Here is a 17,359-nt window from a genome sequence, read left to right on the forward strand (position 1 = left end):
GCGCTGCACCCTCGGAAACGACGGCGGGGCGCCGCAGCGTCGATGCTGCAGCGCCCCACCACGGAGTTCGTCCTGGCTCGGTCAGTAGGCCATGCCCATGAAGTCCCGCACCCGATCCAGCGTGCGAACCGCCTGATCACGCGCCTTTTCATTACCGGCGCGCAGCACCTCGAGGAGGTAGTCGGGGCTCTGCTCGAGCTCTGCGCGGCGTGCCCGCAGCGGCGCCAGATGCTCGTTGAGAGCTTCGGCACACATGACCTTCAGCGTGCCGGCCCCCTTGTCGCCGATCTCGTCAGCGATCTCCTGGGGACTGCGCCCGGTGCACTCGCTGGTGATGGTCAGCAGGTTCGCCACCTCGGGGCGGGCGTCGGGGTCGTAGGTGATGGTGCGGTCCGAATCGGTCTTGGCGCGTTTGATCTGCTTCTCGGTCTCCTTGGCGGTCATCGAGAGCATGACGGTATTGCCGCGGGACTTCGACATCTTGTCGCCGTCGAGGCCGAGGATGATCGGCGCCTTGGAGAGCAGCGCGTCCGGTTCGGTGAAGAACTTCTCGCCGCCGGCGAAGCGCTCGTTGAAGCGACGGGCGATGACCCGGGTCTGTTCGATGTGGGGCAGCTGATCCTTGCCCACGGGCACGAGGTTGCCGTGGCAGAAGAGGATGTCGGCGGCCTGATGGACCGGATAGGTGAGCAGCAGTCCGCCCATGTGGCTCTTCCCTGCGGCGGCGAGCTCGGACTTCACGGTGGGGTTGCGCTCGAGCTCCGGCTGGGTGACCAGAGCGAGGAACGGCAGCACGAGCTGGTTGAGCTCGGGGATCGCGGAGTGGGCGAAGATCGTGGACTTCTCGGGGTCGATGCCGGCTGCGAGGTAGTCGGTCAGCAGCTGGGTGACGCTGCCGCGGATGTCGCCGACGAGGTCGCGATCGGTGATGACCTGCAGGTCCGCCACCAGGATCCAGGACTCCACACCGGCGTTCTGGAGCCGAACGCGGTTGCGCAGCGTGCCGAAGTAGTGGCCGATGTGCAGGGCGCCGGTGGGGCGGTCACCGGTCAGCATGCGGAAGACCGACGGGTCCTTCTCCAGCTGCTGCTCGATCTGCTCGTTGCGGCGCAGCGCAGCGGCGTAGGTGCCGCTGGGGATCTCGGCGATGGTCGGGGACGTAGAAGCGGTGTTCGTGTTCACCCCTCTACCGTACCGAATGCGCGCACCGGATCCGCCGCCCGCTCCCCCGCAGCGAGGCTGCCGGCGCACCGCTGAAGGATCGGCCGTCAGCGGGGCGCAGCGGTGGAGGCGCGGACCACGAGTTCGGGGCGGGCCGCGAAGGCGGAGGAAGGGGCCCGACGGGTGCGCCCCTCAGAGGCGAGGACGTGCCGCACGGCCGTGCGGACCATCAGGGCGACCGGCTGCCGGATGGTGGTGATCGCCGGGGCGTGCGTGCGGGCGGTGGGGATGTCGTCGTAGCCGACGACTGAGAGGTCCCGCGGGACGCTGAGGCCGCGGTCGGCGGCGGCGGCGACGGCACCGACGGCCATGACGTCCGAGCCGCAGATGATGGCCGTGCAGTCCTTGTCCAGCAGTTCGCTCGCGGACTGGTAGCCGCCGGCGTAGGAGAAGTCGGTGTAGGAGATGGGGCTGCGGCCGGAGCAGTCGGCCGTCTGCGCGCTGAAGGCGGCGGTCTTGCGGCGCACCGGCCAGGTGTGCTCATCGCCGACGGCGAGGCCGATGCGCTCATGGCCGAGCTCGCGCAGGTGGGTGAGCGCGAGGCTGATCGCGAATTCGTCATCCGCGGTGATGAAGGCGGCCTGCAGGTCCGGCAGTTCGCCGTTGACGAGGCTGAACGCGACGCCGCGCTCCATCGCTGCCCGGTAGTGGTCGTGGCTGTGCGCGGAGTCGGCATGCAGACCCGAGACCACGATGATGCCGCGGGAACCGGCGCGCACGAGGCGATCGAAGATCCGCTCCTCGTCCTCTGGGCTGCGGGCACCGGCGCCGATGAGGACGTCTGCGTCGGCGCGGGCGGCTTCCTGCTCGACTGCGTCGGCGAACATCGGGAAGATCGGATTGTCCAGCACGGGCAGCACCACGCCGATGAGCGGACGGGAGTCCTGCAGGGCCACATCGCTGTAGCGGCCGAGCTCGCGGGCGATCTGCAGCACCTTCTCGCGCGTGGCCGAGTTGACGCCGGGCTTTCCTGCAAGAACACGGGACACGGTTGCTTCACTGACGTGCGCTTGCGCTGCGATGTCGATCAGTCGCGCTTTCATTGCTGCTGCTTTCTTCGCCACCCGCGGCCCGATTCCCGTGCAGGAGCACGAGTGGGAACGGTCCAGAGGGGTGGACGAACGTCCTTGTTCGGGAGTCGGCGACTCCTCATTCAATGCAACTTTCTTGCATCTTGCAGTCTCATTCTTGCATACGCGGACCCCTCGGCCTACCGTGAAGCAACGGGAGTGGCCCGCCACCCCCGCGACGGATGCCCGCCACCACGGTTCCCCATCGGACCGCACAGCGAGCAGCCACCATTCGAAGGAGAACACGGTGCTGATCCGTCGTCATACATTCCTGGCCATGGGCGCCGCCACCCTCGGCGCCGCCACCCTCGCCGCCTGCGGCGGAGGCTCCACCGAGAAGAAGGGCGCCGACTCCGGCGCGTCCGATGCCGGCGGTGCCGAGGGCGCAGCCCCGGCCGTCCCCAAGAACGCCGACCTCGTCATCTGGGCGGACGAGAAGAAGGCCGCCGCCCTGCAGGAGCCCGCGAAGGCATGGGGCGAGTCCCAGGGCCTGAAGGTCGCCGTGCAGACCGTCGCCGACGAGCTGCAGAGCTCTTTCATCACCGCCAACCAGGCCGGCAACGGCCCGGACCTGCTGCTCGGCGCCCACGACTGGATCGGCAACCTCGTGCAGAACGGCGCGGTCTCCCCCGTTCAGCTGCCGGCAGAAGCCAAGAAGGCCCTGGCACCCGTCGGCCTCGACGCCGTCACCTACGACGGCCAGACCTACGGCATGCCGTACGCCGTGGAGTGCATTGCGCTGTTCGCCAACAAGAAGCTCACCGACAAGCCGAGCCCGGCCACGTTTGAGGAGCTCGTCGAGGCCGGCAAGGCCGGCGGCGCCGACACCCCGCTCTCCCTGCCCGTCGGCGAAGAGGGCGATCCCTACGCCATGCACCCGCTGTACACCTCCGCGGGCGGCTACCTGTTCGGAGAGAAGGCCGACGGCGGCCTCAACCCCGAGGACGTCGGCGTCGGCAAGGACGGCTCCGTCTCCGCCGGTGAGAAGATGCAGCAGCTCGGCAAGGAGGGCGTGCTGAAGACCTCCATCACCAACGACAACGCCATCTCGCTGTTCACCGACGGCAAGGCCGCCTACCTGATCTCCGGCCCGTGGGCGCTCGCGGACATCAAGAAGGCGAAGATCGACTTCGAGCTCTCCCCCATTCCCGGCTTCGAAGGCCTGGAGGAGGCCCGCCCGTTCGCCGGCGTGAACGCGTTCTACGTCGCCTCCAAGGGCAAGAACGCCGCGTTCGCCAGCCAGTTCGTCAACGCCGTCGCCGCCTCCCCGGACCTGGTGGAGCAGATGTTCGCGAAGAACGAGCTGCCGCCGGTGAACCTGGAGCTGCAGAAGAAGCTCGCTGATAAGCACCCGGAGGTCGTGAAGTTCGCGCAGTTCTCCGAGAAGGCTGAGCCGATGCCGTCGATCCCGCAGATGGCGGCCGTGTGGAAGCCGCTCGGCATCGCTGAGGCCAACATCATCGGCGGCGCCGACCCGAAGTCCTCCATGGAGGGCGCCGGCAAGGCCATCACCGATTCGATCAAGGGCTGATCCCTGACCGGCGGCTGATGGTCCCGTCCGCATCCGCGCGCGGGACCATCAGCCGTCCGACCGCCATCCGTCGTCCGAAGCATCAAGGAAGATCCGCGAGATGACCGACACCTCCGCCCCCGCCCACCGGCAGCGCACCACCTCCACCGCCGCCCTGGTGGTGAAGATCCTGTTCCTGGGCTCCGTCGCCGCCGCTGCCGTGTGGCTGATCCCCCTGCTGATCGGTCTGAAGGCCTGGCTGTGGCTGACCTTCACCGTGCTGACGGTGGCGGCGATCTTCGCGCTCTACACCACCAAGCGCTTCATCCCCGGCAAGTACATCTTCCCCGGCACCTTCTTCCTGGTGGTCTTCCTCATCACGCCGATCATCCTGACGGTCGGCTACTCGTTCACGAACTACGGCGACGGGTCCCGCGGCACCAAGCAGGAGGCCATCAACTCGATCACCGGCAACTCCGTGCAGCAGGTGGAGGGCGCGTCCCGCTATACGCTCACGGTCGGCACGAAGGGCGCCGCGGAGGGGCCGTACACGTTCTTCCTCGTGGACCAGAGCACCGGTGAGGCCTTCACCGGCAGCGCCGAGCAGCCGCTCGAGCCGGTCGAGGAGGACGCGGTCTCGATCTCCTCGGGCCGCGTCACGGAGGCCGACGGCTTCACCCTGCTGAAGCCGCGCGAGGTCAACGACCACTTCCGTGAGATCAGTGAGGTCGCCGTCACCGTTGACGACACCACCGCGGTGCGCATCCTCGACGCCGGCACTGCGTTCCAGGGCACGAAGGTGCTCCAGTACGACGAAGCGAAGGACCAGATCGTCAACACCGCCACCGGTGAGGTCTTCACCGTCGGGGAGGTGGGCGGCGAGCAGGTGTTCGTGGATGCCGACGGCAAGCGCGCCTTCTCCCAGTCCTGGCTGCAGGGCGTCGGGTTCGACAACTACACCCGCCTGTTCACCAACGGCAGCGTGGGCGCCCAGTTCCTCAAGGCGTTCGCATGGACCCTCGTGTTCGCCGCCGGCTCGGTCATCACCACGTTCGCGCTCGGCCTGGCCCTCGCACTCGCCCTCAACGACGAACGGATCCGGGGTCGCCGCCTGTACCGGTCGTTCCTGCTGCTGCCGTACGCGGTGCCCGGCTTCATCGCTCTGCTGATCTGGTCGAACTTCTACAACCAGGACTACGGGCTGATCAACCAGCTCACCGGCCTGCACATCAACTGGCTGGGCGACCCCACCTGGGCGAAGGTCGCGATCCTGCTGACCAACCTGTGGATGGGCTTCCCGTACATGTTCATCGTCTGCACCGGCGCGCTGCAGTCGATCCCGTCGGACGTGAAGGAGGCCGCCCGCATTGACGGCGCCTCCTCGCTGCAGACCACCGTCAAGGTGATCACCCCGCTGCTGCTGGTGTCGATCGCGCCGCTGCTGGTGGCCTCGTTCGCCTTCAACTTCAACAACTTCAACGCCATTGAGCTGCTCACCGGCGGCGGCCCGTTCCCCGACAACGAGTTCACCCGAGGCGGCACCGACATCCTGATCTCGATGGTGTACCGCATCGCCTTCGGCGGTTCCGGAGCGGACTTCGGCTTCGCCTCCGCCGTGTCCGTGGTCCTCTTCGCGATCACCGGTCTGCTGGCGGCGTTCCAGTTCCGGTTCACGAAGTTCCTCGAAGACGTCAACTGACCGGCCGCAGCACAAGGACTGACACCGATGAGCACCTCCATCACCACCCCCACCGACGACCCGGCTCCGCGCAACCGCATGAGCGCGGGCCGCTGGTTCCGCGAGGTCGGCTGGCGCCACCTGGTCGGCATCGCCGCCCTGGTCTTCGCCGCCATCCCGATCCTGTACGTCATCTCCGCGTCCCTGAACCCGCTGGGAACCGTGTCCTCCACGAACCTGATTCCGCGGGCGTTCAGCCTCGACCACTTCCGCGAGCTGCTGTCCGGTTCCCGCGGCCCGTTCCTGCGCTGGTACCTCAACACCGCAATCGTGTGCGGCGTGGTGGCCCTCACCCAGGTGAGCCTGTCGGTGCTGGCGAGCTATGCATTCTCCCGCCTGCGCTTCGCGGGCCGGCGCGGCGGCATGCTGGCGCTGCTGCTGATCATGATGTTCCCGGCGATCCTGTCGATGATCGCGATCTACACGATGATCTCCGACCTCGGCGAGGCGATCCCGTTCCTCGGCCTGGACTCCCTGCCCGGCTACATCGTGGTGCTGCTGGGCGGCTCCCTCGGGCAGGTGTGGCTGATCAAGGGCTTCTTCGACACCATCCCCCGGGAACTGGATGAGGCGGCGATCATCGACGGCGCCACCCACTGGCAGACCTTCACCCGCATCCTGCTGCCCACGCTGACCCCGATCCTGGCGACCACGTTCCTGCTGTCGCTGGTCGGCGTGATGAGCGACTTCCTCCTCGGGTCGATCTTCCTCACCAGTGACGAGAACAAGACCCTCGCCGTGGGTCTCTACGGCATGCTCGCCGGTGACCGCTCCAACAACCTGGGCGTGTTCGCCGCCGGCGCGGTGCTGACGATGATCCCGGTGATCGTCCTCTACCAGTTCCTGCAGAAGTACATCGTGGGCGGCTCCACCTCCGGCGCCGTCAAGGGCTGAGCACGCATTGACCGCACCGTTCACCCCCACGGCGCCCGGCCTCGACCTGTTCGCCGCCGAGCCGTTCCACGACTCCGGTCCGCTGTGCACCTCCGCGTCCGCCCCGGCGCTCGGCGACACCGTCGAGGTCCGTCTGTGGGTGCCGGACCTGTGGCATGCGAGCGCGGTCGCCCTGCGGCAGGTCCGCGACGGCGAACCCGTCGCCACCGCGCTCGAGCGGGGCCCCGCTGACGGCGCCGGGCACTGGTTCACCGGCGAGGTGCTCGTCCACAACCCGGTCACCCGCTACCGGTTCTGCGTGGTCGGCTCCCAGGACCCGTCGGCCCCCTCCCCGCTGCCGTACGCGTGGGTGACCGCCGCCGGGGTGCGCGACCACGACGTCACCGACGCCGAGGACTTCACCCTCATCGCCCACACCCCCGCTCCCGACTGGGTCGCCGACGCGATCGTCTACCAGATCTTCCCGGACCGCTTCGCCCGCGCCGCCCACTCCCCCACCACAGCCGACGGCCTCCCCGATCTCGACCTGCCCGACTGGGCGGAGCCGATGCGCTGGTCCGATCCCGCCTCGGAGGACGGCCACCGCAACGGCGTCCAGCTGTTCGGCGGTGACCTCGACGGCATCATCGAGCACCTCGACCACATCCAGGGCCTCGGCGCGGACACGGTCTACCTGACGCCGATCTTCCCCGCCGGCTCCGTGCACCGCTACGACGCCTCCGCGTTCGAGCGCGTCGACCCGCTGCTCGGCGGCGACGACGCCCTCGCACGGCTCAGCGCCGCCCTGCACGAGCGCGGCATGCGCCTCATCCTCGACCTCACCACGAACCACACGGGCGATCGGCACGCCTGGTTCCAGGCGGCGCTCGCCGACCCCACCGCCCCGGAGCGGGACTTCTACCTGTTCTCCGGCGACGGCGACGACTACGTCGGCTGGCTCGGCGTCCCCAGCCTGCCGAAGCTCGACCACCGCGCACCCGCGATGCGCCGCGCACTCTATGAGGGCGCCGACTCCGTCACCGCGCACTGGCTCGCCGAGCCGTTCAGCGCCGACGGGTGGCGCATCGACGTGGCGAACATGACCGGCCGCCACGGCGCCCAGGACCTCGCGCACGAGGTGGCCCGCACCATGCGCCGCACCCTCGGCCGGCAGCACTGGCTGATCGCCGAGCACGGCCACGACGCCACGCGCGACCTCGACGGCGACGGCTGGCACGGAACCATGAACTACGCCGGCTTCACCCGCCCCCTCTGGGCGTGGCTCGCCGACCCCGACTCGGACCTCAACTGGCTCGGTCTGCCGATGAGCATCCCCCGCCTGCCAGGCGGCGCAGCCACCCGCACGCTGCGCGGTGTGAACGCCCAGATGCCGTATCCGTCACGGCTGCATTCGCAGAACCTGCTGTCCAGCCACGACACGCCCCGCATCCGCACGGTCACCGGTGACGCCGGCCGCACCCGGGTGGCGCTCGGACTGCTCGCCTGCCTGCCCGGCGTCCCCACCCTGTTCGCCGGCGACGAGCTGGGCCTGCACGGGCTGAACGGCGAGCACTCCCGCACTCCGATGCCGTGGGACCTGATCGACGGCTCCGGGCCCGCGAGCGCCGTCACCGCGATCGACCACGACGCCCTCACCACCGTCCAGCGCTCCTTTGCGGCCCGCGCCGCCTCGCCCGCCCTGCGCCGCGGCGGCATCCGCTGGATCGCGGCCACCGCCGACGCGCTCGTGTTCGTCCGCACTCACCCGGAGGGCAGCGTGCTGATCCATGCGGCCCGCACCGCCCATGACGCGATCGAGGTCCCCACCGATCTGCTGCTGGGGACGGTGCGCGCCCAGAATCCGTCGGCCGCCCTCCTGCACGTGGGCGGAGCCGCCTGGGCCGACGGGGCCGGTGTCCTCCGCCTGAGCGCCGAGGGGCCCGGGCTGAGCGCGCTCCCCCTCACCGACCTGACCTGAACCGACGACCATCCACCCCCCCCAGAGAAGGAGGACTGCAATGTCGAACGAATGGTGGCGCAGCGCCGTGGTGTACCAGGTGTACCCGCGGTCGTTCGCCGACGGCAACGGCGACGGCATGGGCGACCTGCCCGGCATCACCGCGCGTCTGGAGCACATCCGGGACCTGGGCGCGGACGCGATCTGGCTGTCCCCGTTCTACACCTCGCCGCAGCACGACGCCGGCTATGACGTCGCGGACTTCACCGACGTCGACCCCCGCTTCGGTACCCTCGAGGACGCCGATGCCCTGATCGCCCGGGCCCATGAGCTCGGCATCCGGGTGATCGTGGACATCGTCCCCAACCACTCGTCCTCCGAGCACCCCCTGTTCAGGGCCGCGCTGGACGCGGAGCCCGGCTCCCCGGAGCGCGAGATGTACATCTTCCGCGACGGCAGGGGCGAGCATGGCGAGGAGCCGCCGAACAACTGGCAGTCGATCTTCCACGGCAGCGCCTGGACCCGCGAGGAGAAGCACGGCCAGTGGTACCTGCACCTGTTCGACACCTCCCAGCCGGACTTCAACTGGACCAACCGCGCCGTGCGCGACATGTTCGAAGGCGTTCTGCGGTTCTGGCTCGACCGGGGCGTCGACGGCTTCCGCGTGGACGTCGCCCACGGCATGATCAAGCCGGACGGCCTGCCGGACGAGTCCGAGGAGCACCGTCAGCTCATGGCCGGCGACCCCGACGTGGTCCCCGTCTACTTCGACCAGGACGGGGTCCACGAGATCTACCGCGAGTGGCGCCGTGTGCTCGACGAGTACGAGGGCGACCGCATGATGGTGGCGGAGGCATGGGTGCCGAAGAACCGTCAGCACCTGTACATCCGGCCCGACGAGATGCACCAGATCTTCAACTTCGGCTTCCTCGGCGCTGGCTGGAGCGTGGACACCATCACCGAGGCCATCATGACGCCGCTGACCTTCGCGAAGGAGGTCGGCTCCCCCAGCACCTGGGTGCTGTCCAACCATGACGTGATCCGTCACGCGACCCGCTACGGCTTCGAGCACGGCTACCGCTTCGGTGAGGGTCTGTCCCGCGAGGAGAAGCCGGACCTGGAGCTGGGTCTGCGTCGCGCCCGCGGCGCCACCGCCCTTATGCTGGCTCTGCCCGGCTCCGCCTACCTGTACCAGGGCGAGGAGATGGGGCTGCCGGAGGTCGCGGAGATCCCCGACGAGCTGCGCGAGGACCCTGCGCACAAGCGGGCCGGCGTGCCGGGCCGCGACGGCTGCCGTGTGCCACTGGCGTGGGAGAAGGACTCCCCCGCCTACGGCTTCTCCTCGACGGGGAAGGCGTGGCTGCCGCAGCCGGACTTCTACGGTGAGCGCGCCGCGGACCAGCAGGACGGGGTGGAGGGCTCCACACTGGAGTTCTACCGCACTGCGATCGCGCAGCGCCGCGCCCTGGGCCTGGCGACCGGTGACCTGGTGATGAACGAGAGCCCGCATGAGGGCGTGCTGTCGCTCACCAACGCTGGTGTCACGGTGCTGGTGAACACCACGGATCAGGACCATGACCTGCCGGAGGGTGCTGAGGTACTGCTGGCCTCCCACCCGGATGCGCAGACCCGGCTGGCGGCCAACAGCACCGTGTGGCTGCGTTGAGCGGCTGTTGGTAGTCTCCCGTTCATGCGCTCTCACACACCGGCGGAGCCGCGTGATGACTTCGATGTGGTCATCCTCGGCGCGGGCCTGAACTCCCTGAACCTTGCGATCGCCTTCCACGCCCAGTACGGGATGCGCTCCACCTTCGTGATGCGCTCCTCGGTGGCGATGAACGAGAAGACGGTCACAGCGGATGCGGTGGCGCTGCCGTTGGGGACATCGGATGAGGAGTTCGCTGAGGCGCTCGTCGAGCTGGCCCGCAGGCGTCCTGCGGGCCGGCCGGCCCTGCTGCTGACCAACGATGACACGCTGATCGCGTTCATCGACCGTTTCCGGGAACAGCTGGAGCCGCACTACCTGCTCACGCAGATCCCGCGGAGCCTGCTCGATCAGCTGGCGGACAAGGCGGAGTTCGCGGAGATCTGCGCGGGGCTGGACATCCCCACCCCGCCGACTGTGACCGTGGACTTCTCCCGCGCCGGTCAGGAGGGGTGGAACGGGCACGAGGAGCTGCCGTGGCAGTTCCCCGTGGTGGCGAAGCCCGCCCGCACCAGCGACTACGCCCACGTCGACTTCCCCGGGAAGCGCAAGGTGTTCATGCTGGAGTCCGAGCAGGAGCGCCGCGATCTCGTGGAGTCGCTGACGAACGCCGGATTCCGCGGCCGGTTCCTGTTCCAGGAGCTGATCGAGGGCGACGACACTACGCTGCGGTCGATCACGGCCTACCGGTCCACACGCGGCCGCGTCACGCTGCTGTGCGCGGCGCAGGTGCTGCTGGGGGAGCACACGCCGGAGGCGCTGGGCCGTCCCGCGGCGATGATCACCGGGTCGTTCCCGGAGCTGACGGCGCAGGCGGAGCGGTTCCTGGACCATGTGGACTACGTCGGGTTCGCGAACTTCGATCTGAAGGTGGATCCGCGCACCGGCGAGGCGTACTTCCTGGAGATCAACCCGCGCATCGGCCGCAACAACTACTACGTGACGGGCGCGGGCGAGCCGGTGTCGCGCCACATCGTGGCGGACCGCATCGACGGGGTCGACCTCGATCAGGTCGTCGTTGACCGCGAGGTGCTCTATTCGATCGTGCCGCGCCTGTGGGTGCGGCGCTACATCCGTGACCGCCACCTGCGGCGCCGCTTCGACCGCATTGCGCGGCGCGCTCTGCGCAACCCGTTCCGCTACGGCCCGGAGCGCCTGTGGATCAAGGCGTACTCAGTGGTGTCCGGGGCGAACTTCGTGCGCAAGTACCTGCGCGTGTATCCGCGGCCGACGGATTCCGGTTTCTGATCCCGCGCCGCCCTGTGCCACGCTTCTTCTCTCCGATCGAAAGCTTCGTCTGCCATGACCCGTTCCTCCGCCCTTCCGGCTTCGCCTTCGCCGGCTGACCACTCCGACACCGAGCATGTGCAGCTGGTGCTGCTGGGCGGTGACATCGGCGTCTACGCGATCGCGCGCGCGTTCCACGAAGCGTTCGGCACTCACGCCACGGTGATCACACGCAGCGTGGCGGGACCGGTCGCGGACTCCTCGATCCTGCAGGCCCGCAGTCTGGGTGCCGAGGCCGGAGAGTCGGAGCTGCTCGAAGCCGCTCTGGAGACCGGGCGCCTGGCCACCGCGCAGCGGGCGCGGACGGGAGGTCCGAAGCCGTTCCTGCTGGCGAACGCGGACTGGCTGATTGCGCTGATCGTCCGCAACCGGGAAGCGCTGAGTGAGCACTATCTGCTGCCGGTGCTGCCGGAGGACCTGCTGGAGCAGGTGGCGGATAAGGCTGAGTTCGCGAGGCTGTGCGCCGAGGTGGAGATGACCACTCCGACCACGGTGATCGTGGACTTCACCGACGGTGCTCTGCCGGCGGTGCCGGAAGTGGAGCATCTGGGCTGGCCGCTGGTGGCCAAGCCGTCCCGCTCCTCGGCGTATGCGCATGTGAAGTTCCCCGGGAAGCGGAAGGTGTTCGAGGTCGCCGACCTCGCGCAGCTGGAGGATCTGGTCCGTCGCCTGCATGAGGCGGGGTTCCGGGACCGCTTCGTGCTGCAGGAGATGATCCCGGGCGATGACACGGCGATGCGGTCGGTGACGGCGTATGTGGATCAGCGCGGGGCGGTCACGCTGATGGGCGGAGCGCATGTGCTGCTGGAGGAGCACACGCCGGGCGCCCTGGGGAATCCGGCGGCGATGATCACGCAGGACATGCCCGAGCTGTTCGCTCAGGCGGAGCGGTTCCTGACGCATGTGGGCTACCGCGGGTACGCGAACTTCGATGTGAAGGTGGATCCGCGCGATGGGCAGCCGAAGTTCTTCGAGGTGAACCCGCGGGTGGGCCGCAACAACGTCTACATGACGGCGGCGGGCGCCAATATTGCGCTGCCGGCTGTGGCGGACCATCTGCAGCAGCGCAGCATCGAGCAGATCCGCCCCACCCGGGAGATCCTCTACTCGATCATCCCGAGAACCCTGCTGTGGCGCTACGTCACGGACCCGTCTCTGCGGTCACGCGCGAAGGCGATCGCGAAGCGTGCCACGGTCCACCCGCTGCTGTACCGTCCCGAGGGCCTGAAGCGCCGCGCCTACGTCGCGGCGGCGATGGCGAACCAGGTGAAGAAGTTCGCCCAGCACTACCGGTCGCCGTCGGCCGACGGCTTCTGACCCCGTCCGGGCCACTCCGGGGAATCTCCGGGGCGTCGCACCGGCGCGCCGCCGACTGCTGCCCGTAGCCTGGCAGGGATGGAACCGAGCCGTGCTGCCGCCGTCCTCAAGTCGGATCAGCTCGCGACTTTCCGACGATGGTCGCGGCCGCGCGGATCAGTGACGATGGGGGCATGAGGATGGAACGACCGCTGAAGGTGCTGATCACCACCGACTGGTACGAGCCCGTGGTGAACGGAGTGGTGGCCAGTGTGCTCACCCTGAAGAAGCAGCTGGAGCTGCTGGGCTGCGATGTCCGCGTCCTCACGCTGTCCGGGTCCGTCCGCTCCACCATCGAGAACGGGGTGTACCGTCTCGGGTCCGTGTCCGCGTCCCTGTTCTACGACCATGCACGCCTGGCGGTCCGCTCGAACCGCAGGATTCGCCGCGAGCTCGAGCAGTGGCGTCCCGATGTCATCCATTCCCAGTGCGAGTTCTCCACGCACCTGTGGGCGAAGCGCCTGGCGAAGAGCCTCCGCATCCCCGTGGTGCACACCTACCACACGATCTACGAGGACTACACGCACTACTATTCGCCCTCGCGCACCATGGGCAAGAAGATGGTGTCCTCCTTCAGCCGCAAGGTGTGCACGGCGATGGACGCCGTCATCGTCCCGACCGGCAAGGTCGCCGATCTGCTGCAGGGCTACGGCATCACCACCCCGATCTCCGTGATCCCCACGGGCCTGGACCTCACGCACTTCCGTCCCGCCGCCACGATTGCGGAGCGGGAGCAGAGCGTGCGCCTGCGCGCTGAGCTCGGCATCCCCGCCCACCACCGCGTCCTCATCTCCGTGTGCCGCCTGGCGAAGGAGAAGAACGTGGACGAGGTCATCGCGTCCTTCGCCGCGTCCGGTGCAGAGAACACCACTCTCGTGCTCGTGGGCGATGGCCCGTACCGGCCGGAGCTCGAACGCCTTGTGGAGCGCCTGGATGTGCAGGAGTCGGTGCGATTCGCCGGCTTCGTGGCCCCGTCGGCCGTCCCCGAGTACTACCGGATGGCGGACGTCTTCGTCTCCGCCTCCCTCAGTGAGACGCAGGGGCTCACCTACATCGAGGCGCAGGCGTGCGGGCTGCCGCTGCTGTGCCGCGAGGATCCATCCCTGGAGCAGGTCGTCGTCCCCGGCCGGACAGGGTGGACGTTCACCTCGGCCGACGGGTTCCGCCGCGGGCTCGATGCCATCACCTCCAGCTCCGCCGTCATGCGGGCGATGGGTGATGAGGGCGCGTCCCATGCGGCTGCCGTGTTCAGTGCCCGGGCGTTCGGCCTCGCCGTGCTCGGCGTGTACCGCCGGGTGCTGGGCCTGCCGTCGGTGGAGCAGATCGCCGAGGAGATGCTTCTCACCGATCTCATGACCGGGCGCGAGCTCGAGCTGCAGGCCGCCTGACGTGTCGCACGCAGCCGAGACCGCAGCCGGTGGTCCCGCTGAACTGACGCGCGCTCAGCAGAGAGTGAAGGAGCACTCCGCTGCGATCCGGTGGGCCTCGCGCATCCTTCCGCTCATCGGCCTGGCGGTCTGCGCCGGCTTCGTCATCGCCGGGCTGAAGAGCGGGGTGCTGTCCTCGCAGGACGACCTGCGCGCCTTCATCTCTTCCCTCGGATTCTGGGGCCCGCTGGTGTTCGGCTTCGCGTCCTTCGCCTCCGTGGTGTTCCCCATCGTGCCCGGCGGCCTCCTCGTGCTCGCAGCCCCCGTGCTGTTCGGGCCGGTCACGGGCACCATCATCAACTGGGTCGCGGTGTGCGCCGGGTCGCTGCTGAACTTCATCATCGCCCGTCACATCGGCCTGGCCCTGATCGAGACGCTGTTCAGCGAGAAGCTGGTGGAGAAGTACCTCGGGTGGACCCGGCACCGGAACTTCGCTCGGGCCTTCGCGATCGCCATCGTGCTCCCCGTCGCCCCCGACGACCTGCTGTGCTATCTCGCCGGCACCACGAAGATGCGGTTCTCCGCGTACGCGATCATCATCCTGTTGGGCAAGATCCCCACCCTGCTCGCCTACGGCCTCGGCATCAGCGCGCTGCTCGCCACGGTCGTCCCCTGGTGACCCGCCCCTGACCGAAGGACCCTCAGTGAAGCCCACAATCCACGCCTTCTCCAAAGCCGATTCCGTTGCCGGCCAGGGAGTGGGCTCCGCCTACCTGGAGCAGGTGCAGCTGATCGAGCGGGAGCTGTCCGACCAGTTCGACATCCTCGGCCGGGCCCGGCTGCGCGGCGGCTTCGGCGACATCAACCACTTCCACTCCATCAACCCGGAGTACTTCGCGGCGATGATCCCGGCGGCGCGGCGCGGCGCAACGGTCGCGCACGTCCACTTCATCCCGGAGACCGTGAACGATTCGATCCGGATGCCGCGGCCTGCCCGCGCCGTGTTCGACCGGTACATGCTCGCGTTCTACCGGCGCGCCCAGCACCTGGTGACCGTGAACCCCTGGTTCATCACGAAGCTCGCCGACGACTACGGCATGGACCCGCAGGGGATCACGTTCATCCCGAACTTCGTCTCCGCGGATGACTTCCACCCCCTCGCGGCGGACGATCCCCGCATTGCCGCGATGCGCACGCGCTTCGGGGTGCCGACGGGCCGGCCCGTGGTGCTGTGCGCGGGCCAGCTGCAGGTCCGCAAGGGCTTCTTCGACTTCCTCGCCGTGGCGCGCGCCCTGCCGCACGTGCAGTTCCTGTGGGCCGGTGATTTCTCCTTCGGCCGCATCACCGCCGGGCACTCGGAGATCACCCGGGCGATGCGCGAGCTGCCAGCGAACGTGAACCTGGTGGGGCTGGTGCCGCGGGGCGAGATGAACGTCCTGTTCAACCTGGCCGACGCCTTCTTCCTGCCGTCCTTCGAGGAACTGTTCCCGATGACGATCCTGGAGGCGATGGCGGCGCACACGCCCGTGGTGGTGCGCGACCTCGTCTACTACGACGGCGTCCTGCACGACTATGCGGCGCGGATCGACGCCGCGCCCGGTGAGATCGACCGGTTCGTTCAGCAGCTGCAGCGCATCCTCGAACCAGGCGCGGTTCGCGATGCCGCCGTGGCGGATGCGCGCCGCGGCGCCGAGTTCTACAACCGCGACTCCGTGGCCCGCCAGTGGCGGGACTTCTACACGGCGCTGCTGCCCGCCTGAGGCGCGGTCCCCGTCGGCCCCGGTGTCATACCCGCGGGCCGCGCTGGCCGCGGTAGAGCACGAGCGCTCCCCCGCGTCGACGCTCCGGCGGACGCTCACCACGGCGGATCGGCGTCACCTCACCGTCGGCGGAGCCGGTGAACACGCGCGACTTCTGCCCCTGCAGGCGCATGATCGCCTCCGCGGCGCGCTCCAACTGGCCCTGCAGCTCCTCCACCTGGCGCTCCAGCTCCATGATCCGCTTGATGCCGGCGAGGTTGATGCCCTCCTCCTGGCTGAGCCGCTGCACTTCGCGCAGCTGGGCGATGTTCCAGGCGGAGTAGCGGCGGCCCCGGCCCCGCGTCCGCTGCGGGGACACGATGCCGAGGCGATCGTAGGTCCGCAGCGTCTGCGGGTGCATGCCGGACAGTTCAGCGGCCACGGAGATGACGAACACTCCCTTGTGCTGATCCAGTCCCTGCGGCATGGTCCGTCACCTCATTCCGCGGCGGCGTCGAACAGGCCGGCGCGGGGGTTCTGCTCCTCCGTCGCCTTCCCGAACAGACGCAGCGCCTTCTCGGCGTCGTCGCTGAGCTCGATGGGCACGGCGATGCTGAGGGTGACGAGCAGGTCGCCGGTGCCGGACTTCGTGGTGATGCCCTTGCCCTTGGCGCGCAGCACGCGTCCGCTCGGGGTGTTCTGCGGGACGCGCAGCTTCACCGAGCCGCCCTCGAGCAGCGGCACCTCGATGGTGGTGCCGAACACCGCCTCCGGCAGCGTCACCGGCACGGTGACGCGCAGGTTCGAGCCGTCCATCGTGAACAGAGGATGGGCGGCGACGTCCGCGATGATGATGAGGTCACCGCTCTCACCGCCGTAGGGGCTGGGGTGGCCCTTGCCGCGCAGGCGGATCTTCTGGCCGTCCCGCACCCCCGCGGGGATGCGGGTCTTCACGGTGCGGCCGCCGACGGGGATCGAGATCTGCGTGCCGAGCGCGGCATCGCGGAACGACAGGCGCGCCCGCGCCTGCTGGTCCTCGCCCTTCGGCGCCTGCTGACCGTGGCCTCCACCGAATCCGCCGCTGAAGCCTCCGCCGCCGAAGGGGCTGAAGCCTCCCTGCCCGCCGGCCTGGGCGCCACCGAACGCACCGAGGATGTCCTCGATGTTGATGCCGCCGGCCTGCCCACCGCCGGGTCGGCCGCCGCCGGCGAAGGCGGAGAAGATGTCTTCGAAGCCGCCCGCTCCGCCGGCGCCGCCGGGCCCGGATGCGAAGCGGGCTCCGCCGGCTCCCATGGCGCGGATGGCGTCGTACTGCTTGCGCTGTTCAGGATCGTTGAGGATCGAATAGGCCTCGCCGATCTCCTTGAACTTCGCCTCGGTCTGCTTGTCGCCCGGGTTGCGGTCCGGGTGGTACTTCTTGGCGAGCTTGCGGTAGGCCTTCTTGATGTCGGACGCACTGGCGTCCTGCGACACACCGAGGACCTTGTAGAAGTCCTTGCTCAGCCAGTCCTGCTGGGACACTGTGCCTCCTGAAGA

14 protein-coding genes are annotated in these 17,359 nt (G+C 68.9%); 10 read left to right on the plus strand and 4 right to left on the minus strand.

Translation table 11 applies throughout. The annotated features are described in order from the left end of the window. Window positions 1-81: 81 nt before the first annotated feature. Together trpS and R3I40_RS06430 are read right to left on the minus strand one after the other, a co-directional pair. The gene (gene trpS / locus R3I40_RS06425; RefSeq protein ID WP_396349463.1) at window positions 82-1,182 is read right to left on the minus strand and encodes a tryptophan--tRNA ligase; all 1,101 of its coding nucleotides are present in this window, start codon (window positions 1,180-1,182) and stop codon (window positions 82-84) included. A gap of 86 nt (window positions 1,183-1,268) precedes the next feature. Then, window positions 1,269-2,264: a LacI family DNA-binding transcriptional regulator gene (locus tag R3I40_RS06430; protein ID WP_285262162.1), complete on the minus strand. Its 996-nt coding sequence runs from the start codon at window positions 2,262-2,264 to the stop codon at window positions 1,269-1,271. 274 nt (window positions 2,265-2,538) lie between these two features. Here R3I40_RS06430 and R3I40_RS06435 point away from each other — a divergent pair, with 274 nt between their 5' ends. The 10 genes from R3I40_RS06435 (at window position 2,539) to R3I40_RS06480 (ending at window position 15,844) form a co-directional block, all read left to right on the plus strand. Continuing rightward, window positions 2,539-3,822, plus strand: a complete 1,284-nt coding sequence (locus tag R3I40_RS06435; protein ID WP_317699889.1) for a sugar ABC transporter substrate-binding protein — start codon at window positions 2,539-2,541, stop codon at window positions 3,820-3,822. Window positions 3,823-3,922: 100 nt separating this feature from the next. Further along, window positions 3,923-5,500, plus strand: coding sequence for an ABC transporter permease subunit (locus R3I40_RS06440; protein WP_259923438.1), 1,578 nt, complete (start codon window positions 3,923-3,925; stop codon window positions 5,498-5,500). A gap of 27 nt (window positions 5,501-5,527) precedes the next feature. Beyond that, entirely contained in the window at window positions 5,528-6,433 is a 906-nt protein-coding gene (locus R3I40_RS06445; RefSeq protein WP_183374964.1) for a sugar ABC transporter permease, read from the plus strand. A 7-nt stretch (window positions 6,434-6,440) separates the two neighbouring features. Continuing rightward, window positions 6,441-8,390, plus strand: coding sequence for a glycoside hydrolase family 13 protein (locus tag R3I40_RS06450; protein WP_183374965.1), 1,950 nt, complete (start codon window positions 6,441-6,443; stop codon window positions 8,388-8,390). A gap of 40 nt (window positions 8,391-8,430) precedes the next feature. Beyond that, window positions 8,431-10,035, plus strand: coding sequence for a glycoside hydrolase family 13 protein (locus R3I40_RS06455; protein ID WP_259923439.1), 1,605 nt, complete (start codon window positions 8,431-8,433; stop codon window positions 10,033-10,035). A 24-nt stretch (window positions 10,036-10,059) separates the two neighbouring features. Beyond that, window positions 10,060-11,322: a carboxylate--amine ligase gene (locus tag R3I40_RS06460; RefSeq protein ID WP_259923440.1), complete on the plus strand. Its 1,263-nt coding sequence runs from the start codon at window positions 10,060-10,062 to the stop codon at window positions 11,320-11,322. 54 nt (window positions 11,323-11,376) lie between these two features. Next, on the plus strand, window positions 11,377-12,678 hold the full coding sequence (locus R3I40_RS06465) for a carboxylate--amine ligase (protein WP_285262160.1): 1,302 nt from the start codon (window positions 11,377-11,379) through the stop codon (window positions 12,676-12,678). A 173-nt stretch (window positions 12,679-12,851) separates the two neighbouring features. Further along, window positions 12,852-14,105 carry a glycosyltransferase family 4 protein gene (locus tag R3I40_RS06470; protein WP_285262159.1) on the plus strand — a complete coding sequence of 418 codons (1,254 nt, stop codon included), beginning with the start codon at window positions 12,852-12,854 and terminating at the stop codon, window positions 14,103-14,105. 1 nt (window position 14,106) lies between these two features. Then, window positions 14,107-14,763 carry a TVP38/TMEM64 family protein gene (locus tag R3I40_RS06475; protein WP_285262158.1) on the plus strand — a complete coding sequence of 219 codons (657 nt, stop codon included), beginning with the start codon at window positions 14,107-14,109 and terminating at the stop codon, window positions 14,761-14,763. Window positions 14,764-14,788: 25 nt separating this feature from the next. Beyond that, a complete protein-coding gene (locus tag R3I40_RS06480; RefSeq protein ID WP_285262157.1) occupies window positions 14,789-15,844 on the plus strand; it encodes a glycosyltransferase family 4 protein in 1,056 nt (351 codons plus the stop codon). A 25-nt stretch (window positions 15,845-15,869) separates the two neighbouring features. On the opposite strand, the gene R3I40_RS06485 is transcribed toward R3I40_RS06480, so the two are convergent. Beyond that, complete coding sequence (locus R3I40_RS06485) at window positions 15,870-16,310, minus strand: heat shock protein transcriptional repressor HspR (RefSeq protein WP_285262156.1); 441 nt, start codon at window positions 16,308-16,310, stop codon at window positions 15,870-15,872. 11 nt (window positions 16,311-16,321) lie between these two features. Continuing rightward, a complete protein-coding gene (locus tag R3I40_RS06490) occupies window positions 16,322-17,344 on the minus strand; it encodes a DnaJ C-terminal domain-containing protein (RefSeq protein WP_285262155.1) in 1,023 nt (340 codons plus the stop codon). Window positions 17,345-17,359 lie beyond the last annotated feature (15 nt).

The sequence above is a fragment of the Helcobacillus massiliensis genome (genome assembly GCF_033106145.1).
In the GTDB taxonomy this organism is placed as follows: Bacteria; Actinomycetota; Actinomycetes; order Actinomycetales; family Dermabacteraceae; genus Helcobacillus; species Helcobacillus massiliensis.